We start from the raw sequence: 22,041 nt of genomic DNA on the forward strand, positions 1-22,041 counted from the left end.
TGTTTAAAGCCCGACGACTCTTATAATCATTGCAAAGTGCCATCAGTTGTCCAGACTGAGATCACTCCAGCAGTGAACACAGGGAGCCTGCTATGGATTGGCTGGGTTTGCATTTTCTGACTTCGATGCCGGCGGATGGCCGGATGCTGCTCAACTGCAGCCACAACCCTCTGCTGATCCTCCTCGCCTATCTGGTGGCCAGCGCTGCCAGTTTCGCGACACTGGACATTGCCGAACGGGTCGGCCACGTCGAGAATGCCAACGCCCGCCTGCGCTGGCGCGCACTGGGTGCGTTATGCCTGGCAGTCGGCATCTGGGCGATGCACTTCATCAGCATGCTGTCATTCCAGGCCCCTCTGGACATCCACTACGACCTGCCCGTCACTATCGCTTCGCTGGTCATTGCCCTAGTCTCGGGCATGGTCGCGATGGAGGCCCTCAGCCACCCGCGATTGAACGCCGCTCAATACTTGTTGGCGGCGGTCTGCATTGGGATTGGCATCATCGCCATGCACTACGTCGGCATGTCAGCCATGCGTTCAGGCGCCACGCAACATTACGAGCCGTGGCGCTTTGCAGGCTCCATCGTGGTGGCCATCGCCAGTAGCCTGGCCGCGCTGATACTGGCCATCCGGCTACGAAGAGGCAGTGGCGCACTTCATCAATTGCTCAAATATGGCGTCAGCCTGGTACTGGGCGCGGGGATCGTCAGCACCCACTTCATGGGCATGTGGTCGCTGCATCTCATGGTGCTGGACGGCGCGCAGATGCAAATGGCGACCCACGAAAACAGCCTGCAACTGAGCCTGACCATCGCCCTGATCGTGCTGTTGATCATCGTCGGCAGTGTCAGCGCGGCGCTCTCGGACAAAAAACTGCAAGCCAAGGAGCGCGACCTGAACCGGGTCAATGCGCTGCTCAGTCAGCTCGATCAGGCACGCGTTTCGTTGCAGCAGGTGGCCCATTACGACGCCCTCACCAACCTGATCAACCGCCGCGGCTTCAACCAGATCTTTGCCGAGCGCCTGACAGAACAGAAACTCGCCGACGGCATGCTGGCGGTGATGTTTCTGGATGTGGATCACTTCAAGCGCATCAACGACAGCCTCGGCCATGACGCGGGCGACGAACTGCTCAAAGTCATTGCCGATCGCATCCGCGGCGCGACCCGTGCCAACGACGTGGTGGCGCGCTTCGGTGGCGACGAGTTCTGCATCCTCATCGCCCTGCACAACGCCGAAGAGGCCCGGCAAATGGCGCAGCGGGTCATGAGCAAAATGAAAGACCCCATCGCCCTCGCTGGCCGGCGCATGGTGATGAGCACCAGCATTGGCATCAGCATCTTTCCCGATGACGGCGACACCTGTGACGAGTTGCTCAAACATGCCGACCTTGCGCTCTATCAATCCAAGGGTAACGGCCGCAACACCTTGCATTTTTTCAACGAAAGCCTGAAAACCAAGGCCAGCCTGGAGCTGCATCTGGAGGAACAACTGCGCAATGCCCTGACCGAAGAACAAGGCCTGCAGCTGTATTACCAACCCATCGTCGACCTGCGCACCGGGCACGTCGCCAAGCTTGAAGCCCTGGTGCGCTGGCGCCACCCCATTCATGGCCTGCTGACGCCGGACCGCTTCATCGGCATCGCCGAGAACAACGGCCTGATTGCCGAACTGGACAACTGGGTGCTGCGTCGGGCGTGTCAGGATCTGGCGCAACTGTGCGACGACGGCTTCGAAAAGCTCATCATCGCGGTGAACTGCTCGGCGCTGAACCTGGCTCGGGAAGAACTGGTGCAGGAAATGGACGACGCCTTGAAAGCCGCCGGGGTGCCACCGCAAAGGCTGGAACTGGAAGTCACGGAAAACGCCCTGATGGGCAATATCAGCAACACGGTGCTGCTGCTCAAGGAGATCCGCAAACTGGGCGTGGCGCTGTCCATCGACGATTTCGGCACCGGCCATTCGTCGCTGGCCTACCTCAAGCGCCTGCCGCTGGATACTGTGAAGATCGATCGATCGTTCATCATTGACATCCCCACATCCCCGCAAGACATGGAAATCGTCCAGGCCATCATCGTCATGGCCCACACCCTGCACCTGAAAGTGGTGACCGAGGGCGTGGAAACCCCGGCGCAGCTGGAGTTTCTCAGCGAGTACGGCTGCGATTACGTACAGGGCTACCTGTTCAGCAAACCCGCGCCGCTCGAAGCGCTGCGCCCGCTGGTGCAGCAATTGAACCAGCGCAAAGCTTCACAATTGTGGCCCTCCACCCACCTGCTCGAAACCGTGGAGATGAGCCTGGGAGATGCTGCGACTCAGGACGGCAACCCGGAAAACGCCCCTCCTCGTATGGACCGATTTCATTACAACCCTCCGCGCTGAGCTGTGAAGCACCGCTCATCCTTGGGCATCCGCGGTCAAGAAGGCTGCCGCACCGCCGACCACCAAAGGGATTCCCTGAGGCAACGCTAGGGTTACGCCCTATCGCTCGCCTTCGATATCCCGCTGTAGAGTCGGGGTTTTATTTCCAGTGATGGCGCGTTGACACTTATGCGTCATCCATCAGGCATGGCGTGCGATGACCAACAAGACCGAGGCAGCAGGCGCTGTATCCGAACTTCTGCAACATGTACTCACCGAGCACAGCATCGAGCCTCAGGGGGCTTACCGTCCCCAACCGACGGCGGCGCAGTCGTACCTGTACTTCACCGAAACCGACACCGATCGCATCCTCGACAACCTCGACGGGCTGCGTGACATGGTGTTTCCGCCGTCGATTCACTTCGAAGAAACGGAAAACCGCAGCGATCAGCAATTCCCGTCGGTCTGCCTGATCGGCCTGGGACGCTGCGGCTCCAACATTGCGCTGGACGTTGCCGAACTGGTCTACAATGCGCGCACGTTCTACCTCAACCAGCTGAACAACGACGACCGCTTGCGTGACAACAAGGGTTACAGCCCCGCGCGCTGGATTCGAAACAACCTGCGACTGGTACAGAACAAATCGAGTAAGCCGGTGTTTCTGGTCGAGCCGCTGGTGATGCTCGGCGACCTGGACAAGGACATCGCCGGACGCATCCGTTTCTCGCGCAAGGGCGAGAAAAGCGGGTTCATCAACGACTACAGCAAGATGAAAATCATGGACCTGTCGGAGGTCCATGCCGGCGGCGCCGGTAACGCGCCGATCCTGGGTCAGTACCTGGCCAAGATCATCCTCAACAAGGACACCGAGCACTTCTCCAGCGCCGACTGGAAGCTGATCCACTCGTACCTGATCGACTCGTGCGGCATCAAGGCCAACCAGTCGCGCCTGTACTTTTACATCTTCAGCGCAGGCGGCGGTACGGGTTCAGGCATGGCCTCGGAATTCGGCCTGGCGCAGCAGTTCTCGTACATGAACAAGACGTTCGACACCAAGCCTGCCAGCGAAAACGACAGCAAGCGCGGGCGCTCTTTCGTCTTCGAGCCGATCTTCACCAGCGGCATCTGCGTGTTGCCGAACATTTCCGACCATCGCAGCGAAATGTCCGAAGCCCTGCACATCAACGCCGGTCGACTGCTGTGCAAGTATCTGGCTGAAGAATGGGACTTCTCCTACAACTTCGAGAACGAAGACAGCAGCGAAGCCAGCGTCATGGGCCGCATTCGCCCCTGGAACGCGATGATGCTGATCTCCAACGACATCATGCGTTACGCCGAAGAAAGTGATGACGGCACCATCGAGAACATCGATGTCAACGCCATGGAGCGTCACGCCAACCAGTACATCTCACAGCAGATCTTCAACATTCTGACGGCCCAGGCGGTCACGACTGACTACGACCAAAACTATTTCCGTCGCGCCGGCATCGACATCGGCGAGACCATTCGCCTGGACGCCAACGACCTGTTCATGAGCCTGGCCGGCCCCGTGGCCATCGCTTACGCCGAATCCGTCGTCCCGGAAACTCCGGCCACCGGCTCCGACAAGCTGAAAATCTTCGAGAAAGAACAGCCGCGCCTGGACATCGACGACCTGTTCTTGCGCTCCATCGACCTACCGCACTTTAACAAGATGACCCAGGCCATTGAGGGCATCAGCCTGCTGCCGATTGAGTCCCGCCGTTATCGCGCCGCCCTGGAGCAGTACAAGTCATCGGGCTACGACGCGGCGGCGCTGCACGACCTGCACTTCTTCAAGAACTGCTCCTCGGTGGTGTCGATCGTCTCGCTGCCCAAGGATTACAAGCTGTCCTACATGGACCTGAACCGATTGAAGACGCACCTCAACAGCCTGTTTCCCAACACCACGCTCAAGCGCTATGCACTGGTGATCGGCGCGTCGGCCAACCTGTCGCTGACCACGCTGATCGCCAAGAGCCCGTGCCTGTCGGACGACTTCCTGACGTTGATCGTCGCGTTCATCAAACGCTGCTTCGCCAAACAGCCGTATCGGTTCGATGACACGCTGGACAACTCGATTCTGGATTTCATCATGAGCGAGACATTCGACGAGGGTCGCATCGATGATCTGCTCAACGAATACGAGAACCCGGCGAAGATTCTGGATACCAACTGGTATGCGATCAAACCGATGTACGAGAAGAAATACCGGGAGTTGATTGAAGACAAATCGCGGTTTATTTCGATCAACGACATTCGGATTTCGCGGGAAAGTGTGAAGAAAGCGGTGAAGTACCTGCGGGAGATCTACCGTCACAGGATTGGCAAGACCCGGGTGATTTCGCTGAATCAGCATACGGGGAAGACGGGGTATCTGGCTTGAAATCGCTACGTTGATGCCCTTCGGGCCTATTCACCAGCTAGCTCACGAAGGCGCCTGAAAGGCATCAATGGGGCGATCTAAAGCCAACCGAAACTGCTACCCACCTCACTTCAGGGTTACCGACCTACCCACATTGCCATCATTCGACGCACCAAAAATAAGCACGAGTTCCGGTTACGCCCTTTCCTGGATCAACACCCAGGGCGCCACCACCACTGCCCACAGTTCAGGATCGCGCTCCAGCAAGTCCAGAGCCGTTGATTCAGAGACCTTGCCGACTTCCCCGCTCTTCAGCCACCCGGCCACCCTGGCCTCGGCGTTCTCGGCAAAAGCCTCGGCCACGGCGATCAGATCCTGGGAAGGCTCGACCCACAACAGGGCACCCTTGGCAAAGAAAGGTTGCAATTCTTTCCAGGCAATTGAAGCCGTTTCGCCAAGCAGCTTGGCATAGAGGGTGCTAGGTTCTTGCGTCATGGGTTTCACCGTTTGGAAAATCGGCGCAATGATACCGCCGCCTTTCACGCGCTCAAACCCGGATTCAAGTGATTGATTGCAGAGAACTTCGCTCAAGCCGATAGAAACACCGACCCGGTTGGGTATCTCACCGGCTTGATTGTGTATCTTTCTTTCGATTAGGCGACATGAACAGGCTTTGCCCCCCGCAGCCAGCTTTTCAAGCGCTCGACCGGCGCTCTAAACTGTTCCGGTACAGTTGCCGGGGGTAAGGTCTGGATAATCAATCCGGTCCTGCAGCTTTTGGCCGTCAGGATTATAAAAACTACAACGCAAGAGTGGAGCATCATGACTAAGGGTATTAATCAGATTTCCAAGTTGTTTGCCGCACTGGTTCTGGCGGGGGTTGCCAGCCATTCGTTCGCAGCCGACACCATCAAGATCGGCATCGCCGGCCCTAAAACCGGCGCTGTTGCCCAGTACGGCGACATGCAGTTCAGCGGTGCGAAAATGGCCGTTGCCGACATCAACGCCAAAGGCGGCATTGATGGCAAGAAACTCGAAGTCGTTGAATACGACGATGCCTGTGACCCTAAACAAGCGGTCGCGGTCGCCAACAAAGTGGTCAACGACGGCGTCAAGTTCGTGGTCGGTCACCTCTGCTCCAGCTCCACTCAGCCAGCGTCCGACATCTATGAAGACGAAGGCGTGATCATGATCACCCCGGCTGCCACCAGCCCTGAAATCACCAACCGTGGTTACAAAATGGTGTTCCGCACCATCGGTCTGGACAGCGCCCAGGGCCCGGCGGCTGGCGAATACATCGCCAAGCAGGTCAAGCCGAAAATCGTTGCGGTCATCCATGACAAGCAGCAGTACGGTGAAGGCATCGCCACCGCCGTTAAACAGACCCTGGAAAAAGACGGCGTGAAAGTCGCCCTGTTCGAAGGCATCAACGCCGGCGACAAGGACTTCTCCTCGCTGATCGCCAAAATGAAGCAAGCCAACGTCGACTTCGTCTACTACGGCGGCTACCACCCTGAGCTGGGTCTGATCCTGCGTCAGGCTCAGGAAAAAGGCCTGAAAGCCGGCTTCATGGGCCCGGAAGGCGTGGGTAACGCTTCGATCTCGCAGATCGCCCAGGACGCTTCCGAAGGCCTGCTGGTGACCCTGCCGAAATCCTTTGACCAGGACCCTGCGAACAAGGCGCTGGTAGAAGAATTCAAGGCCAAGAAAGAAGACCCGAGCGGTCCGTTCGTGTTCCCGGCCTACGCGGCTGTCGAAGTGATCGCCGAAGGCATCAAGACCGCCAAGTCCGAAGACACCGCCAAAGTGGCAGCCGCCATCCACGCCGGTACCTTCAAGACCCCTACCGGCGATCTGTCCTTTGACGCCAAGGGTGACCTGAAAGACTTCAAGTTCGTCGTCTACACCTGGCACAAAGATGGCACCAAGACTGAAGCCCCTGTGAAGTAATTCCAGACTTCATGTTTACCCGAAGCCCACTGCAACCGCAGTGGGCTTTGTTTTAGCTGGCACGCGGGGTTTCACAAGAACCCTGATGGCCTGAACATCTTGAAACCGCACCAGTGAATCACTGGGCTCGTGCCGAACGCGGACGTAGATCACGACGCGCGAGCGGGAAAAAGACTTCACCAGTGAAACACCGAGAAGGTTTTTAGGAGCGCGGCAATGCCCGAGATAGATCTCTATCATTTTTTCCAACAGCTGGTTAATGGCATGACCATTGGCAGCACTTATGCCCTGATCGCCATCGGCTACACGATGGTCTACGGCATCATCGGCATGATCAACTTCGCCCACGGCGAGGTGTACATGATCGGTTCGTACGTGGCGTTCATCGCCCTGGCCGGCCTGACCATGCTGGGTCTGGACAACCTGCCCCTGCTGATCACCGCAGCGTTCGTCGCCAGTATCGTGGTGACCAGCGCCTACGGGTACGCCATCGAACGGGTCGCCTACCGTCCATTGCGCGGCAGCAATCGTCTGATCCCTCTGATTTCGGCGATCGGCATGTCGATATTCCTGCAGAACACCGTGCTGTTGTCGCAGGATTCCAAAGACAAATCGATCCCTAACCTGATCCCCGGCAACTTCGTGTTCGGCCCGGGCAGCACCCATGAAGTCGTGATCTCCTACATGCAGATCCTGATCTTCATCGTGACGGTCATCGCCATGCTGGGCCTGACCTGGTTCATCTCCCGTTCCCGCCTGGGCCGCGCCTGCCGCGCCTGTGCAGAAGACATCAAGATGGCCAATCTGCTGGGTATCAACACCAACAACATCATCGCCCTGACCTTCGTCATCGGTGCCGCGCTGGCTGCGGTGGCCGCAGTGCTGCTGAGCATGCAGTACGGCGTGATCAACCCCAACGCGGGCTTTCTGGTCGGCATCAAGGCCTTCACCGCAGCGGTGCTGGGCGGTATCGGCAGTATCCCGGGCGCGATGCTCGGCGGTCTGGTGCTGGGTGTGGCTGAAGCGTTCGGCGCCGACATCTTCGGCGACCAGTACAAGGATGTGGTGGCGTTCGGTCTTCTCGTATTAGTGTTGTTGTTCCGGCCAACCGGCCTGCTCGGCCGTCCGGAGGTTGAAAAAGTATGACCAGGAATCTCAAATCGGCCCTCTTCAGCGCTGTGTTAGTGCTGCTGGTTGCCTACCCGATCCTCGGGCTAAAACTGGACATCGTCGGTGTCAATCTGGCCGTCGTCGGCGCCAGCACGACGACCGTTCTGGTGATTTTCGCCGCTGCCCTGCTGATGTTCCTGCGCGTGCTGTTCAACGAGCAGATCAGCGCCATGTGGCGCTCGCGTCCGCAGGCCCAACTGGTGTCGGACAAGGCCAGCAATTTCCTGACCCTGCCCTCGACCCAACGCTGGTTTCTGGGTGCCATCGTCGTCGCCGCCCTGATCTGGCCGTTCTTCGGCTCGCGCGGCGCGGTGGACATCGCCACCCTGATCCTGATCTACGTGATGCTGGGCCTGGGCCTGAACATCGTGGTCGGTCTGGCGGGCCTGCTGGACCTGGGTTATGTCGGCTTCTACGCCGTCGGCGCCTACACCTACGCCCTCCTGCAACATTACTTCGGCCTGGGTTTCTGGGTCTGCCTGCCACTGGCGGGTCTGGCGTCGGCGACGTTCGGCTTCCTGCTGGGCTTCCCGGTGCTGCGTTTGCGCGGTGACTACCTGGCGATCGTGACCCTCGGTTTCGGGGAAATCATTCGCCTGTTCCTGCGTAACCTGACCGACATCACGGGCGGCCCGAACGGCATCAGCAACATCGAGAAACCGTCGCTGTTCGGCCTCACGTTCGAGCGTAAAGCCGCTGAAGGCATGCAGACCTTCCACGAGTACTTCGGCCTGGAATACAACTCCATCAACAAGGTGATCTTCCTCTACCTGATCGCCCTGCTGCTGGCATTGCTGGCGCTGTTCGTGATCAACCGCCTGCTGCGCATGCCGATCGGCCGTGCGTGGGAAGCGCTGCGCGAAGACGAAATCGCCTGCCGCGCGCTGGGTCTGAACCCGACCGTGATCAAGCTTTCCGCGTTCACCCTGGGTGCCGCGTTCGCCGGTTTCGCTGGCAGCTTCTTTGCCGCGCGCCAAGGCCTGATCACCCCGGAATCGTTCACCTTCCTTGAATCGGCGATCATCCTCGCCATCGTGGTACTGGGCGGCATGGGTTCTCAGCTGGGCGTGATTCTGGCCGCGATCGTGATGATCCTGCTGCCTGAACTGCTTCGCGAATTCAGCGAATACCGCATGCTGGGCTTCGGCGCCTTGATGGTGCTGATGATGATCTGGCGTCCTCAGGGCTTCCTGCCGATGCAGCGTCCCGTCATGAAACTCAAGGGGGAACGCTGATGAGCCGTCCACTTCTGCAAGCCTCGGGCTTGAGCATGCGCTTTGGCGGCCTGTTGGCGGTCAACGGCGTGGGCCTGACCGTGAACGAGAAACAGGTCGTGTCGATGATCGGCCCGAACGGCGCCGGCAAGACCACCGTGTTCAACTGCCTCACGGGTTTCTACAAGCCGACGGCGGGGACCATCCTGCTCGACGGCGAGCCGATTCAGGGCCTGGCCGGTCACGAGATCGCTCGCAAGGGCGTGGTGCGGACGTTCCAGAACGTGCGTCTGTTCAAGGAAATGACCGCCGTTGAGAACCTGCTGGTGGCTCAGCATCGTCACCTCAACACCAACTTCCTGTCCGGCCTGTTCAAGACGCCGGCCTACCGTCGCAGTGAGCGCGAGGCCATGGAATACGCCGAGCACTGGCTCGAAGCCGTTGACCTGAAAGCCTTCGCCAACCGCCCTGCCGGCACGCTGGCCTATGGTCAGCAGCGTCGCCTGGAAATCGCTCGCTGCATGATGACGCGCCCGCGCATCCTCATGCTCGACGAACCGGCGGCCGGTCTGAACCCCAAGGAAACCGAAGACCTGAAAGCCCTGATCGGCGTGCTGCGCAATGAACACAACGCCACGGTGTTGCTGATCGAGCACGACATGAAGCTGGTCATGAGCATTTCCGACCACATCGTGGTGATCAACCAGGGCACGCCTCTGGCTGACGGCACGCCCGAGCAGATCCGTGACAATCCTGATGTGATCAAAGCCTACCTGGGGGAAGCGTAAATGCTGCAGTTCGACAACGTTTCCACCTTCTACGGCAAGATCCAGGCGCTGCACGGTGTGAGCATCGATGTGCAACAGGGTGAAATCGTCACCCTGATCGGCGCCAACGGGGCGGGCAAATCCACCTTGCTGATGACCCTGTGCGGCTCACCGCGCGCTCACAGCGGCAGCATTCGCTACATGGGCGAGGAGCTGGTGGGCCTGGAGTCCTCGGTGATCATGCGCAAGAGCATCGCGGTGGTGCCGGAAGGCCGTCGCGTGTTCGCCCGCCTGACCGTCGAAGAGAACCTGGCCATGGGCGGTTTCTTCACTGACAAGGCCGATTATCAGGAGCAGATGGACAAGGTCCTGGAGCTGTTCCCTCGTTTGAAGGAACGCTTCAACCAACGCGGCGGCACCATGTCCGGCGGCGAACAACAGATGCTCGCCATCGGCCGTGCGCTGATGAGCAAGCCGAAAATGTTGTTGCTCGACGAACCATCGCTGGGTCTGGCGCCAATCATCATTCAGCAGATTTTCGAGATCGTCGAACAGCTGCGGCGTGAAGGTGTCACCGTGTTCCTGGTTGAACAGAATGCCAACCAAGCCCTGAAAATCGCCGACCGCGCCTACGTTCTGGAGAATGGCCGGGTGGTGATGCAGGGGACGGGCGCCGAGCTTCTGGTCGATCCAAAAGTGCGGGATGCGTACCTGGGCGGCTGATGCTGCCCTCAAGAAAACGGCCCTTGTGTGGGCCGTTTTTTTATGTCCGCGATTTACAGCTTTTCCAAGGCCTGCGTACGGCGTTCGAACCATTCGTTGACGTAGTCAGCCATGACCCTCACCCGTCTGGGGACATGCCCCTCGAATGGATGCACCAGAAACAGTGAAACCACCGGGGTCTGATAATCGCGCAGCAGCCTTTCGAGTCGCCCGTCGCTCAATTCATCCAGAACCATGAAGGACGGCAGCCGCACGATGCCCTTCCCGGCCAGCGCGGTCTTCTTCAGCAAGCCCGGTTGATTGCTGAAAAACGCACCGCGCACGGTTACCCGGCTCGATTCGTGGTTCTGCTGATAGAGCCAGGTTTCTCGACTGTTCTGATGACTGCTCAACAGGCAGCGATGCACCCGCAACGCCTCGGGCGTCTGCGGCCTGCCGTGTTGGGCGAGGTAGTCGGGACTGGCGCAGGTCAGCGCCTGCTGGGCGAACACGGGCCTTGCGGTCAGCCGATCATCGACGCCGACGCCGACGCTGGTGCGGATGCCCAGATCGAAACCCTCGCTGCGCAGGTCGCGAACGCCATCGAAGACGTCCAGCTCGACCTGCACATCGGGGTAAAGCGAGGCGAACTCGGTCAGCAGCCCGTCGAACAACGCTTCCCCCAACGCCACCGGCACGGTCAGACGCACGGTGCCGACCAGGCGTTCATTGAGACAAGCCATGGCATCGTGCACGCGGTCGCGAAGCACCACCAGCGCCCGGGCTTCGGGAAGCAGAACGGCGCCGGCGCTCGTCAGGGTGAGGCTGCGGGTGGTGCGATGTAAAAGCCTTGCGCCAAAGCTCTTCTCCAGCTTGCTGATGCGCTTGGAAAGCTGGCTGGTGCTGGTGTCGAGCCATTGCGCCGCCAGGGTAAAACTGTTGGCCTCCACCAACGTGGCAAACGCTGCCAGATCGTCCATTTCGCTCATGATTGCTTCCTTTGTGACAAACCGGCCGAGAGGCTGCGATGGTAGTGATCGGCCAGCGATCGGCAAACTCTGCGAACGGACAGGTCCTTTCGGCTGGCCGCTGCAAGTAACAGGACATTTCATGGGCACGGTGTCATGCCAGCGCTACAAAGCCGACACACTCAAGGCGAGCACAATCAGCACTTGAGATGCGCGGCCAGCCTGAGTAACGTGGCGGCACTTGTCTGGAGACCGCCCCATGTTCACTGCTCGCTCTGTCCTTATGTTCGCCCTGTTGCCGCTGTTTGCCGGGTGTCAGTTGCTGCCCTCGCAATCGGCCGACAACAAGGTCTCGACGGCAGGCATGATCCGCATGCAGGGCACCCTGACCGGCGACGGCGGCAAGCTGTTCTTCGAGCCCTGCAACGAGCAACGCCGCTACGCGCTCACCGACAAAGGCAATACCGGCATCCTTCAGGAAGCCGCCTCCGTAGTGGACAAAAGCAACAAGGCCTTCGCCGATATCCGTGGCAATTTCGTCGCCAGCCGCGCCCAGGGCAGCGATGGCCAGGCCGATGTCTTCCAGCTGTACCGCGTCGAACGCCCGGGCGACGCCTGCGAAGACCCGAACTTCAAACGCCTGACCATTCACGCCAGCGGCAACGGCCCGAAATGGAACCTCAATGCCAGCGGCAAGGGCCTGGTGCTGGAACGTGAAGGCAAGGAGCCGTTCGCCGTGCCGTACATGGAAGAGCAGATGCCCGAAGGCCGCTTCAACCTGATCACCGACGCCAATGACCAGCACGTCGAGCTGTACGTCGCGCCCCAGCGCTGCGTCGACCCGGCCAATGGCTCGGTGCAGCATCTGACGGCCGAACTGCGGGTCAACGGCCAGGTGCAGCGTGGCTGCGCGTATTTCGGCGGCCTGCGCAACGATTGAGGGAACGGGCCACCGCTCTGTGAGCAATGTGGCTTATAATCGCCGGTTCTTGTAGCGCTGCCGGGCCGATCCTGCGGCCCGAAACCGGACCTTTCAATGTTACGAATCACCGAACTCAAACTGCCGCTGGACCACGCGGACGAAGAGCTGCGTCCCGCGCTCGTGCACCGCCTGGGCATCGACAGCGCCGAGCTGCTGGACTTCACCCTGTTCAAGCGCAGCTATGACGCGCGCAAGAAATCCAGCGAATTGCAATTCATCTACACCATCGACTTCCAGGTGCGTGACGAAGCCGCGCTGCTCAAGCGCCTGAGCCATGACAAACACCTCACCCCGGCGCCGGATGTCAGCTATAAGGTCGTCGGCCACGCCCCGGCCGATCTGACCGAGCGCCCGCTCGTAGTGGGTTTTGGCCCGTGCGGTATCTTCGCTGGCCTGCTGTTGGCGCAGATGGGTTTCAAGCCGATCATCCTCGAACGCGGCAAAGAAGTGCGTCAGCGCACCAAGGACACCTGGGGCCTGTGGCGTAAGAATGTGCTCAACCCCGAATCCAACGTGCAGTTCGGAGAAGGCGGCGCAGGCACGTTCTCGGACGGCAAACTCTACAGCCAGATCAAGGACCCGAAATTCCACGGTCGCAAGGTGCTCCACGAGTTTGTCAAAGCTGGCGCGCCGGAAGAAATCCTCTATGTCAGCAAGCCGCACATCGGCACGTTTCGCCTGACCGGCGTCGTGGAAAACATGCGCCAGCAGATCATCGCGCTGGGCGGCGAAGTGCGTTTCGAGCAGAAGGTGACCGACCTGCTGATCGACGACGGCCAGCTGCAAGGGGTGATGCTGGGCAATGGCGAGCGTATCGACTCAAGGCACGTGATCCTGGCCCTGGGCCACAGCGCCCGTGACACCTTCCGCATGCTCCACGGCCGTGGTGTGTACATGGAGGCCAAGCCGTTCTCCGTGGGCTTCCGCATTGAACACCCGCAGGGCCTGATCGACCGCGCGCGACTGGGCAAATACGCCGGTCACCCGAAACTCGGCGCCGCCGACTACAAACTGGTGCACCACGCCAAGAACGGCCGCTCGGTCTACAGCTTCTGCATGTGCCCGGGCGGCACGGTGGTGGCGGCAACGTCGGAGCCGAACCGCGTGGTCACCAACGGCATGAGCCAGTACTCGCGTAACGAGCGCAACGCCAACTCCGGCATCGTGGTCGGCATCACCCCGGACGAAGACTACCCGGGCAGCCCGTTGGCCGGTATCGAACTGCAGGAGCGTCTGGAGTCTCACGCTTACATCATGGGCGGCGAAAACTACGAAGCTCCTGCGCAACTGGTGGGCGATTTCATCGCTGGCAAAGCGTCGACTCAACTGGGCAATGTGGAACCTTCCTACAAGCCCGGTGTGAAGCTGACCGACCTCGCCGATGCCCTTCCAGCGTTCGCCATCGAGGCGATTCGTGAAGCGCTGCCCGCTTTTGAGAAGCAGATCCGCGGCTTCTCGCAACACGACGCGGTGCTGACCGGCATCGAGACGCGCACCTCCTCGCCACTGCGCATTACCCGTGGCGCCGACATGCAGAGCCTCAACGTCAAAGGCCTGTTCCCGGCCGGTGAAGGTGCGGGTTATGCGGGCGGGATCATGTCGGCGGGTGTCGACGGGATTCGCATCGCCGAGGCATTGGCCCGGAGCATGTTGGGGATTGTTGAATAGCCAAGACAAAATGAGATAACGGTGGGAGTGAGCTTGCTCTCGAAGACGGTGTTCCAAGCCCTGCACCCGGTGCGGGGTGACTGGCCCCTTCGTGAGCTCGCTCACTCCCACAGAGTTGCAATGAATGGCCGATATATGTCCTACACCCCATTTCCATATTTCCTACACCCCTCGCCGAATAAGCCCTGCAGCATCTTGTAACAAAAATTACAGATTGGTTGTATACAGGTTGTACGCCGATTTTTAATAACAAAATCGAATATAACTTTTGTTTTCAGAAATAAGCCCACACGGTACGGTGTCGCTCCCTGTGCACTTGTCCGTGGAGAGTGACCTTGCCCGTACGCAATACATTCAAACGTTTTTTCCAGCTCGAGGCGGCTGGTGGTCTGATCCTGATCGCTGCTGCCGCCCTCGCCCTAATGGTTAATAACTCGTCTCTGTCATGGCTGTACAACGGCCTGCTCGACGTACCTGTCGTGGCGCAGATCGGCGCACTGAAAATCGCCAAGCCCCTGTTGCTGTGGATCAACGACGGCCTGATGGCGCTGTTCTTCCTACTGGTGGGGCTGGAGGTCAAGCGCGAGGTGATTCAGGGCCATCTGTCGCGCCCTTCGCAAATCGTGTTGCCGGGTGCGGCCGCGATTGGCGGGATGGTCGTACCGGCGCTGTTCTTCTGGGCGCTGAACAAGAACGACCCCGCCGCCATGAGCGGCTGGGCGATTCCCATGGCCACCGACATCGCCTTCGCCCTCGGTGTGCTCGCGTTGCTCGGCAAGCGCGTGCCGGTATCCCTCAAGCTGTTTCTGATGACGCTGGCGATCATCGACGACCTGGGAGCAGTGATCGTTATCGCGTTGTTCTACTCAGGAGAACTGTCCAATCTGTCATTGGCACTGGCCGCCGGGTCGATCGTGACGCTGATCGCCATGAATCGCCTGGGGGTGGTGAAGCTGGCGCCGTACATGCTGGTAGGGCTGGTGCTGTGGGTCTGCGTGCTGAAAAGCGGTGTGCACGCCACCTTGGCCGGGGTCATTCTGGCGTTCTGCATCCCGCTGAAAACCGCAAAGGATGCGGCTTCCCCGCTGCAAACCCTTGAGCACGCCCTGCACCCCTGGGTCGCTTACGCGATCCTGCCGCTGTTCGCGTTCGCCAACGCTGGCGTGTCACTGAGCGGGCTGACGCTGGAAAGCTTCACCCATCACGTGCCCATGGGCATCGCGCTGGGCCTTTTGTTGGGCAAGACGATCGGTGTGTTTGGCCTGACCTGGCTGGCCGTCAAGACGGGCCTGTCGGCACTGCCCACTGGCGCGAACTGGGGTCAGGTGCTGGGCGTGTCGGTGCTGTGCGGCATCGGTTTCACCATGAGTCTGTTCATCGGCTCTCTCGCGTTCGTGCCGGAGCAAAGCGAGTTCGCCGGAATGGACCGCATGGGCATCCTGACAGGCTCCATCGCAGCGGCCTTCATCGGCTACGCCGTCACCGCGATGGCCAGCCGCAAGGCGCCTCGATACTGATCGGCAAGGCCAGAAGTTAACAAAACCTGGATAAGAAAACGCCCCATCAAAACGGGGCGTTTTTTTTGTAAGCGGGTGTTACATCGCACCCGCCTGATGCTTCCGCAACGATCAGTGGCTGACGCGGCTGGTGCCGTTGACGGTCATGATGCGTACACGCTCACCGACACGGAAGATCTCGTTCTCCTGAACTTCCTGCACGTAGGCACGCATGGTGCCGTCGTCTTCACGCACGGTGATCTCTACGCCTTGAGCACGGGTCAGACCGCCTTCGGCCGCCGAACCCAGCAGACCACCGGCCACTGCACCGATGACTGCCGTCACGATGCTGCCGCGACCACCACCAATGGCGCTACCACCGACACCACCGACAATCGCACCGGCACCGGCACCGATCGGGGTTTTTGTGCCTTCAATTTTCACCGGGCGCAGCGATTCGATCGTGCCCAGGCGCACAGTCTGCACTTGGCGAGCTTCATCGCGCGAATACGAGTCGCCGGTCAGGCTCGAAGTACAGCCGCCAAGCGTCAGCGCCATGGCGGTGAACGAAGCAACCAACAGAACAGACTTACGCATAACATTTACCTCCAGGGAACAGGTGGTCATTAGACTCCGCGACGCCGAGCGGTGTCACGGTCCTGCACCGATAATTTACGTTTATTCAGGCGCTATACAGCATGCCATCAGCGTCTACTTATATGGACGACGGGCCTGTGTATAGATTCAAAGATTTCGTGACTGCGCCGCCGGGCAGTCAGGGTGCCAGACGTTCGCGCATCCAGTGCCCATCGATAAGACGATAGTTCAGACGGTCATGCAACCGGCTCGGGCGCCCCTGCCAGAACTCGATGCGGTCCGGCACCAGTCGGTAGCCGCCCCAGTGGTCCGGGCAATCGGGCTGGGTGTCTCTGAAACGCGCTTCGGTGGCCTTGAGCAAACCTTCCAGTTCCTCACGGTCGGCGATCACGCGGCTTTGCGGCGAGGCCCACGCACCCAGGCGGCTACCCAATGGGCGAACCTGAAAGTAAGCGTCGGATTCTTTGTGGGAGACCTTGACGACCTGGCCTTCGATACGTACCTGGCGCTCCAGCGTTGGCCAGAAGAACGTCATGGCCGCGAAAGGCCGGGCCACCAGCTGCTGACCTTTGGCACTGTGGTAGTTGCTGAAGAACGTGAAGCCTTGGGTGTCCAGGCCCTTGAGCAAGAGGACGCGGCAGTGAGGGCGACCGTCAGCATCGACGGTCGCCAAGGTCATGGCATTGGCTTCGACCGGCGCCTGCTCGGTCTTTACCGCTTCGTCGAACCATTGATGGAACAACGCAAACGGTTCTTGCGGTGCCTGCGATTCGGTCAAACCTTCGCGAGCGTAGTTGCGACGCATATCAGCCAGACGCTGGCTCATCACTGCCTTCCTTAATCGAAATCCGTGAGCGGGATGTCGATATTACCCTCAGTTGGTGCTCGCCTGCGCGTTGCTCGCAGGTTTCTTGGCGGCGGCCTTCGCAGGTGCGGCCTTGGCCTTGGCGGGCGCCGCTTTCTTGGCCGGAGCCTTTTTCGCGGCTGGCGCCTTGGAGGCTGCAGCCTTCTTCGCAGGCGCTGCGGATTTCGCCGGTGCAGCAGCGGCAGCCGGGGCTGCAGCGGTTGGTGCAACGGCAGGTTTGGCCTGTTGTACGGCCACCAGGGTTGGCGCCGGCGGCAGATTGTACTTGGCCATCAGCGCGACCATCGTGTCTTGCGGGGTCATGATGATTTCAACGCGGCGGTTCAGCGCACGACCGGCCGTGCTGTCATCGGCGGCGCGAGGCATATCGGCGCCCATGCCACGCAGGTTCAGGCGGTTACGCTCCAGGCCGCTCAAGCGGAAAATCGCGGCCACCGACTGAGCGCGCTGCTGGCTGATCTTCAAGTTCGTGTCGCTGGCGACATCGCTGTGACCGAGCACCAGAATGGCGGTTTTCTGATCGCCTTCGACCACCTTGGCCATGCGTGTAATCGGGCCCAGGTTGACCGGCAGCAGCATTTCCGGACGCGCCGGGTTGAACGTGCTGTCCACAGGGGCAATCACCACCAAGACGTCTTCGCGGCGCTCCAGCTGAAATTTGCTGTCCTTGATCGCTTCGCGCACTTTCGGCTCGTACTGATCGAGCCAGGCCTGTGTCACTTTCGGGTCGACTTTGGGCACGGCTGGAGCGGCATCTTTCCTGGCTTCGCTGCCACCGAACGGCCACCACCACGTGCTGCCGTCATCGGCTTTGGCCACGGCCGGATTGGCGACGGGTTGAGTCGCGGCCACTTCCGGCTTCTTCTCGGTGACGCCGTGGTCCGAGCCAAACGGCCAATACCAATGGGTACCGCTTTCTGCTTCGGTCTTGGCGACTTCGGCAGCGGCCGGGCTCGCAGCAGGTTTTACCGGAGCGGCAGCGGGCGCGCCCTCGGCGCTTTTGCCAGAACCAAACGACCACCAATGATCGTTGCTGGCCGATTGATCCTGAGGGGTTTGCGCGCAACCGGTAACGGCCAGGCACAGTGCAAAAGCGAGACTTTTATTGGCAGACATGGGTGACCCACACAAATAATTGATCAGAAAATGAACGAAGCAGCGCCCATATAACACGGTTAAACGCTGAGTTGGAAAAGGAAACCGCCCTACGGTTCCGATATGGGCGGTTTAACTGACAGTCGGTAGAACAAGCACTTATCGGCGATAGTTACTGCAAACACTCACCAAGCGCCCGAACCAGACCCTGTGCGCGCGGATCCATCAACACGTATGGCCCCAAGGTGTTGGTGACGAAACCAAAGGCCACATCACGCTCAGGGTCGGCGAACCCCACCGAACCCCCTGCCCCCGGATGCCCGAAGGATTTGCCCCCCAAACCAAAGGTCGCATTGGGCACTACCGGCTGGTCGAGCATGCAGCCCAGGCCGAAGCGGGTTTGAGTCAGCAACGTTTTGTCCTGACCCATGCTGTGTTCGCGGGTCAGCTCGTTGATCAGGTCGGCATCCAGCAGGCTGCCATCGAGCAGCGCGCTGTAGAAACCCGCCAGACTGCGGGCATTGCCATGGCCATTGGCCGCCGGTTGCTGCATGCGGCGCCACTCGGGTTTGTTGGTGCTGGTCATGATCGATGGCGGATTGGTAAACGCCCGAGCGGTCATGGAGGTCGGTTCGCGCATCGTGGCCTGCAACAGACGCTGGGCCGCTTCGTCACCGACATTGCCCTTGCCGCGAGCGATATGGGCGACGCGGTGAAATTCTTCCTCAGGCAGGCCGACGTGGAAATCCAGCCCCAGCGGTTTGCTGATGCGTGCAGCGATGGACTCGCCCGGCCCGCGACCATCGGCACGACGAATCACTTCGCCGACCAGCCAGCCGTAGGTGATCGCGGCGTAACCATGGCCCTGGCCCGGCGTCCACCAAGGCTCTTCAGCGGCCAGCGCGTGGGTCATGGCTTGCCAGTCGTACAACGCCTCGGCAGGCAGCATGTCGCGAATCGCTGGAAGCCCAGCCTGATGGCACAGAATCTGGCGCAGCGTGATGGACTGTTTGCCCGCGGCCGCGAACTCCGGCCACAACCGCGATACGGGGACATCGAGATCCAGCTTGCCCTCGCCGACCATTTGCAGTGCAGCGACAGCCGTGAAGGTCTTAGTGCAGGAGAACAGGTTGGCGATGGTGTCGCTGTGCCAGACTTCTGCGCCGTCCTTGTCTGCGGTGCCGGCCCACAGGTCCAGCACGGTTTCCCCGCCGACCTGCACGCACAATGCCGCGCCCCGCTCCTGCGGATCGTCGAACAACGCTGCAAACGCCTCGCGCACGGCTTCGAATTGAAGCTCGAAATGACCTTGAATCTGCACGGTTTCGCTCTCCGGATCGGGGCTGCACAAAATGGCGTGCATTGTTCCAGCGATTGGGGGTTTTGGGAACCGCCCCCACCGCCACGCAGCGTGCGCAATACGGATCAGGGCGCCTTCGCCGACGCTTTGCCGAGCACCTCAACCACCTGTCCATTGGCCTTGCGCACCGCCTCGACAAAACCCTGATAGGGCACGTCGGTAATGCCCACCAAGCCCAGATGACCGTTCTCGCCGTCGAGCATGCGTCCCGTTGCGGGCTGATCCAGATACTGGAACCAGTGCACGCCGACGATGGAAGGCTCTGACAAGGCGTTTTTCAGGAAGTTGGCGTAGGCCGGGCCGCGATCTTCTTCGCGAGGGACCTCCAACGCGCCGCCCCAGAACGGTCCGCGATCCCGAGAGCCGAAGTGAAACTCACTGACCAGCACCGGCTTGTCGAGCGCGCGCAGTTTCGCGAAGTCCACGCCATCCTGGGGTTTGAGCGCATAAAGGTTGAAGCTGAGCACGTCGCAGTACTTGGCGCAGGCCTCGATGGCTTCTGGAGTGGTCACGCCAAAACGGCCGCCAAGCAGAAGCTGGTTCGGCGCGTGCCACTTCAAGGCGTCGGAAATGGTCTTGAAATACGTTTCGGCGAACACACGCTGAAAATATTTGAAGTCGTTTTCGATTTCCGGGTGTTCAGGGCTTGGCAACGGCGGCTCAAAACCCGGGTCTTCCATCAATTCCCACGCAGGCAGATCGATCCCCCAGGCCTTCGATAGCCCTTGCTGATTGCGGTACTTGTCACGCAGCTGTTTAAGAAAGGCACGCTTGGCGGGCACATCGGTGGTCAGTTTCAGCGTGCCGTACGCCAAGGCGTAGCGATCTTTCGGAGCATCGCCCGGCGCGGCCCAGGCCAGCTCGTTGTCGGCGAAATAGCCGATCAGGTAAGGATCGTCGCGATGATCGCGCGCGGCAATGGCAACAGCGCGCTCGGTAGCCATGGCGAAGCGCGGGTCGAACGGGTCAGGCATGCCGCCCCACCAATCATGGCCGGTGCTGATGCTGACGTAATCGCCGACGATGGACAGCGGCAAAGTGTAGGGCACGCGCTCTTTATTGCCCAGCTCTGGCTCGCTCCAGTTGCCGATGGTGTTGAAGCCCCACGCCTGAAGGCGCTGCAGGGTGTGATCGACCCAGCGTTTGCTGTCTACAATGACCGGCTTGCACTCAACCACCGGGTCAGGCGCTGCCGGTTTTTCCGACATCGGCGCCGGATTTGTCTGATCGGGCGCGCTGTCAGCGTCCGACCCATCGGCGTCCTCATCAACAGCTGCCGGCGGCGCAGGTTTGACCACTTCGACACACTTGGGCGCGCCATAGGTTCGCTGCAGGTTCGCCCCATAGAAATCGAACCAGCGGCCCTGATCGAACTGCCGATCCTTGTTGGCGCCGATGTCGCGATTGTCATCGCCCTTGCCATAAAAGGCTGCCAACGGATCGTCGTTGCCCGGCAGACCGGTGAACATCGATTCCCGGCCTTCGACGTAGGTCTGGCTGTCGTCAGCGGCGATGGCGTTGACGCCCAATGAATAAAACGGATGGCCTTCGGGCGTCACCAGATACCAGCGGTCATCGCGCTTTTCAGTACGGAAAAAACCTTTTGCTTCGAAGGTTGGGCCCTTGAGCAAGCCACCATACTTGTCGTGACCTGGACGGTCCTTGAGCCACACCTTGAGCTGTTGTTGCTCCTTGAGGGCGAGGCTTTTGAGCTGGTCGTCGCTGGTGATTTTTTCCGGCCATTTGCCGCGCGTGTACTGCCCGTAGCCGTCGAGCAGGTTGCTGTAGGCGGCTTTCTGAATCGTGTCGTCTCCCTGCACGCCGAATTTCTCGATCAATACGCTCTGAGCGACGTTGGGCTGGGACATCGAGACCGTGACCGAGGTCACCTGACTGACGTTGAGTTCCCCCTCGGTATTGGCCAGTAGCACCCGCTGGCCGTCATACGTCCACGGCATTGGCGGGCCAACGCGCATGCCTTCGCTCAGTGGCGAACTGGCCATGAGCGGTACGATCAGCGTTTGTGCAGGGCCAGCGGGCAGGTCGATGCGGCTGTTGAGGGTCTTGCCGTCGCTGCTCTGGATTTGCACATAAAGCGTCAGCGCCCAGTCCATCGCGCTTTGCAGGCGCAGGGTCATGGCGCTGTCGGCGCTCCAGTCCCAGACGCCGGTTTGTGGGGTCAGGCGCAGGCTGGGTTTGGCGACCGGGTTGAAGGTCACGCGGCGCAGGACTTCACCCTCGGCGGTCTGCTCGGCGTTGGCCTGGGGCAGACTTGCGTCCTGTGTGGTGACCTGCACGACATCGGCGGGACGAACGAAATTGAACAACGTCTGCTGGCCGTCGGGCGCGGCGTACACAGGTCCTGCGCAGGCAATCGCGAGGACTGCAGACAATGAACGGCGAATCATGCGATCGGGTGCTCCCTGGTCGTTGGAAGCCAAAACCCCGCGCTTACACGCAA

General features: G+C 60.3%; 17 protein-coding genes. 10 read left to right on the forward strand and 7 right to left on the reverse strand.

Annotation, left to right across the window (positions count from 1 at the left end; all coding sequences use genetic code 11):
• The first annotated feature begins 92 nt into the window (after positions 1–92).
• Complete coding sequence (locus tag AC07V9_RS01135) at positions 93–2,384, forward strand: putative bifunctional diguanylate cyclase/phosphodiesterase (protein ID WP_495013858.1); 2,292 nt, start codon at positions 93–95, stop codon at positions 2,382–2,384.
• Positions 2,385–2,580: 196 nt separating this feature from the next.
• A complete protein-coding gene (locus AC07V9_RS01140; protein ID WP_495013859.1) occupies positions 2,581–4,767 on the forward strand; it encodes a hypothetical protein in 2,187 nt (728 codons plus the stop codon).
• A 174-nt stretch (positions 4,768–4,941) separates the two neighbouring features.
• Here AC07V9_RS01140 and AC07V9_RS01145 read toward each other — a convergent pair whose 3' ends face one another.
• Positions 4,942–5,241, reverse strand: a complete 300-nt coding sequence (locus AC07V9_RS01145; RefSeq protein WP_495014120.1) for a DUF2288 domain-containing protein — start codon at positions 5,239–5,241, stop codon at positions 4,942–4,944.
• 327 nt (positions 5,242–5,568) lie between these two features.
• Here AC07V9_RS01145 and AC07V9_RS01150 point away from each other — a divergent pair, with 327 nt between their 5' ends.
• The 5 genes from AC07V9_RS01150 (at position 5,569) to AC07V9_RS01170 (ending at position 10,570) form a co-directional block, all read left to right on the forward strand.
• A complete protein-coding gene (locus AC07V9_RS01150) occupies positions 5,569–6,696 on the forward strand; it encodes a branched-chain amino acid ABC transporter substrate-binding protein (RefSeq protein ID WP_495013860.1) in 1,128 nt (375 codons plus the stop codon).
• A 216-nt stretch (positions 6,697–6,912) separates the two neighbouring features.
• Positions 6,913–7,842: a high-affinity branched-chain amino acid ABC transporter permease LivH gene (gene livH / locus AC07V9_RS01155; RefSeq protein ID WP_495013861.1), complete on the forward strand. Its 930-nt coding sequence runs from the start codon at positions 6,913–6,915 to the stop codon at positions 7,840–7,842.
• Positions 7,839–9,101, forward strand: a complete 1,263-nt coding sequence (locus AC07V9_RS01160; protein ID WP_495013862.1) for a high-affinity branched-chain amino acid ABC transporter permease LivM — start codon at positions 7,839–7,841, stop codon at positions 9,099–9,101. The genes livH and AC07V9_RS01160 overlap by 4 nt, the downstream gene beginning before the upstream one ends.
• Positions 9,101–9,868 (forward strand): high-affinity branched-chain amino acid ABC transporter ATP-binding protein LivG, encoded by a 768-nt coding sequence (gene livG / locus AC07V9_RS01165; RefSeq protein ID WP_495013863.1) that lies wholly within the window; start codon positions 9,101–9,103, stop codon positions 9,866–9,868. Before AC07V9_RS01160 ends, livG begins: the two co-directional genes overlap by 1 nt.
• Positions 9,869–10,570 carry an ABC transporter ATP-binding protein gene (locus AC07V9_RS01170; RefSeq protein WP_495013864.1) on the forward strand — a complete coding sequence of 234 codons (702 nt, stop codon included), beginning with the start codon at positions 9,869–9,871 and terminating at the stop codon, positions 10,568–10,570. It abuts the gene before it with no gap.
• Positions 10,571–10,623: 53 nt separating this feature from the next.
• On the opposite strand, the gene AC07V9_RS01175 is transcribed toward AC07V9_RS01170, so the two are convergent.
• The gene (locus AC07V9_RS01175) at positions 10,624–11,538 is read right to left on the reverse strand and encodes a LysR family transcriptional regulator (protein ID WP_495013865.1); all 915 of its coding nucleotides are present in this window, start codon (positions 11,536–11,538) and stop codon (positions 10,624–10,626) included.
• A gap of 238 nt (positions 11,539–11,776) precedes the next feature.
• Between AC07V9_RS01175 and AC07V9_RS01180 the strand changes: the two genes are divergently transcribed.
• The 3 genes from AC07V9_RS01180 to nhaA all read left to right on the forward strand — a co-directional run bounded on the left by AC07V9_RS01180 (position 11,777) and on the right by nhaA (position 15,684).
• Positions 11,777–12,457, forward strand: a complete 681-nt coding sequence (locus tag AC07V9_RS01180) for a COG3650 family protein (RefSeq protein ID WP_495013866.1) — start codon at positions 11,777–11,779, stop codon at positions 12,455–12,457.
• Positions 12,458–12,553: 96 nt separating this feature from the next.
• The gene (locus AC07V9_RS01185; RefSeq protein WP_495013867.1) at positions 12,554–14,167 is read left to right on the forward strand and encodes an NAD(P)/FAD-dependent oxidoreductase; all 1,614 of its coding nucleotides are present in this window, start codon (positions 12,554–12,556) and stop codon (positions 14,165–14,167) included.
• A 335-nt stretch (positions 14,168–14,502) separates the two neighbouring features.
• On the forward strand, positions 14,503–15,684 hold the full coding sequence (nhaA, locus tag AC07V9_RS01190) for a Na+/H+ antiporter NhaA (protein ID WP_495013868.1): 1,182 nt from the start codon (positions 14,503–14,505) through the stop codon (positions 15,682–15,684).
• Between the two features lie 111 nt (positions 15,685–15,795).
• Here nhaA and AC07V9_RS01195 read toward each other — a convergent pair whose 3' ends face one another.
• The 5 genes from AC07V9_RS01195 to AC07V9_RS01215 form a co-directional block, all read right to left on the reverse strand.
• Positions 15,796–16,260, reverse strand: a complete 465-nt coding sequence (locus AC07V9_RS01195) for an outer membrane lipoprotein (RefSeq protein WP_037012225.1) — start codon at positions 16,258–16,260, stop codon at positions 15,796–15,798.
• Between the two features lie 178 nt (positions 16,261–16,438).
• Complete coding sequence (gene pdxH, locus AC07V9_RS01200) at positions 16,439–17,086, reverse strand: pyridoxamine 5'-phosphate oxidase (protein WP_495013869.1); 648 nt, start codon at positions 17,084–17,086, stop codon at positions 16,439–16,441.
• 48 nt (positions 17,087–17,134) lie between these two features.
• On the reverse strand, positions 17,135–18,241 hold the full coding sequence (locus tag AC07V9_RS01205) for an OmpA family protein (RefSeq protein WP_495013870.1): 1,107 nt from the start codon (positions 18,239–18,241) through the stop codon (positions 17,135–17,137).
• A gap of 151 nt (positions 18,242–18,392) precedes the next feature.
• Positions 18,393–19,541: a serine hydrolase domain-containing protein gene (locus tag AC07V9_RS01210; protein WP_495014121.1), complete on the reverse strand. Its 1,149-nt coding sequence runs from the start codon at positions 19,539–19,541 to the stop codon at positions 18,393–18,395.
• 104 nt (positions 19,542–19,645) lie between these two features.
• Positions 19,646–21,988 carry a beta-galactosidase gene (locus tag AC07V9_RS01215; protein WP_495013871.1) on the reverse strand — a complete coding sequence of 781 codons (2,343 nt, stop codon included), beginning with the start codon at positions 21,986–21,988 and terminating at the stop codon, positions 19,646–19,648.
• Positions 21,989–22,041: the final 53 nt, after the last annotated feature.

Source organism: Pseudomonas sp. GW821-FHT02A11 (genome assembly GCF_059421985.1).

What these genes read in the sequence shown, in the direction of transcription:
- livG (WP_495013863.1), top strand. Translation starts at nt 9,101, where the DNA reads ATGAGCCGTCCACTTCTGCAAGCCTCGGGCTTGAGCATGCGCTTTGGC.
- AC07V9_RS01175 (WP_495013865.1), bottom strand. Translation starts at nt 11,538, where the DNA reads ATGAGCGAAATGGACGATCTGGCAGCGTTTGCCACGTTGGTGGAGGCC.
- AC07V9_RS01170 (WP_495013864.1), top strand. Translation starts at nt 9,869, where the DNA reads ATGCTGCAGTTCGACAACGTTTCCACCTTCTACGGCAAGATCCAGGCG.
- AC07V9_RS01140 (WP_495013859.1), top strand. Translation starts at nt 2,581, where the DNA reads ATGACCAACAAGACCGAGGCAGCAGGCGCTGTATCCGAACTTCTGCAA.
- AC07V9_RS01185 (WP_495013867.1), top strand. Translation starts at nt 12,554, where the DNA reads ATGTTACGAATCACCGAACTCAAACTGCCGCTGGACCACGCGGACGAA.
- AC07V9_RS01145 (WP_495014120.1), bottom strand. Translation starts at nt 5,241, where the DNA reads ATGACGCAAGAACCTAGCACCCTCTATGCCAAGCTGCTTGGCGAAACG.
- livH (WP_495013861.1), top strand. Translation starts at nt 6,913, where the DNA reads ATGCCCGAGATAGATCTCTATCATTTTTTCCAACAGCTGGTTAATGGC.
- AC07V9_RS01195 (WP_037012225.1), bottom strand. Translation starts at nt 16,260, where the DNA reads ATGCGTAAGTCTGTTCTGTTGGTTGCTTCGTTCACCGCCATGGCGCTG.
- AC07V9_RS01150 (WP_495013860.1), top strand. Translation starts at nt 5,569, where the DNA reads ATGACTAAGGGTATTAATCAGATTTCCAAGTTGTTTGCCGCACTGGTT.
- AC07V9_RS01135 (WP_495013858.1), top strand. Translation starts at nt 93, where the DNA reads ATGGATTGGCTGGGTTTGCATTTTCTGACTTCGATGCCGGCGGATGGC.
- pdxH (WP_495013869.1), bottom strand. Translation starts at nt 17,086, where the DNA reads ATGAGCCAGCGTCTGGCTGATATGCGTCGCAACTACGCTCGCGAAGGT.
- AC07V9_RS01160 (WP_495013862.1), top strand. Translation starts at nt 7,839, where the DNA reads ATGACCAGGAATCTCAAATCGGCCCTCTTCAGCGCTGTGTTAGTGCTG.
- AC07V9_RS01180 (WP_495013866.1), top strand. Translation starts at nt 11,777, where the DNA reads ATGTTCACTGCTCGCTCTGTCCTTATGTTCGCCCTGTTGCCGCTGTTT.
- AC07V9_RS01215 (WP_495013871.1), bottom strand. Translation starts at nt 21,988, where the DNA reads ATGATTCGCCGTTCATTGTCTGCAGTCCTCGCGATTGCCTGCGCAGGA.
- AC07V9_RS01205 (WP_495013870.1), bottom strand. Translation starts at nt 18,241, where the DNA reads ATGTCTGCCAATAAAAGTCTCGCTTTTGCACTGTGCCTGGCCGTTACC.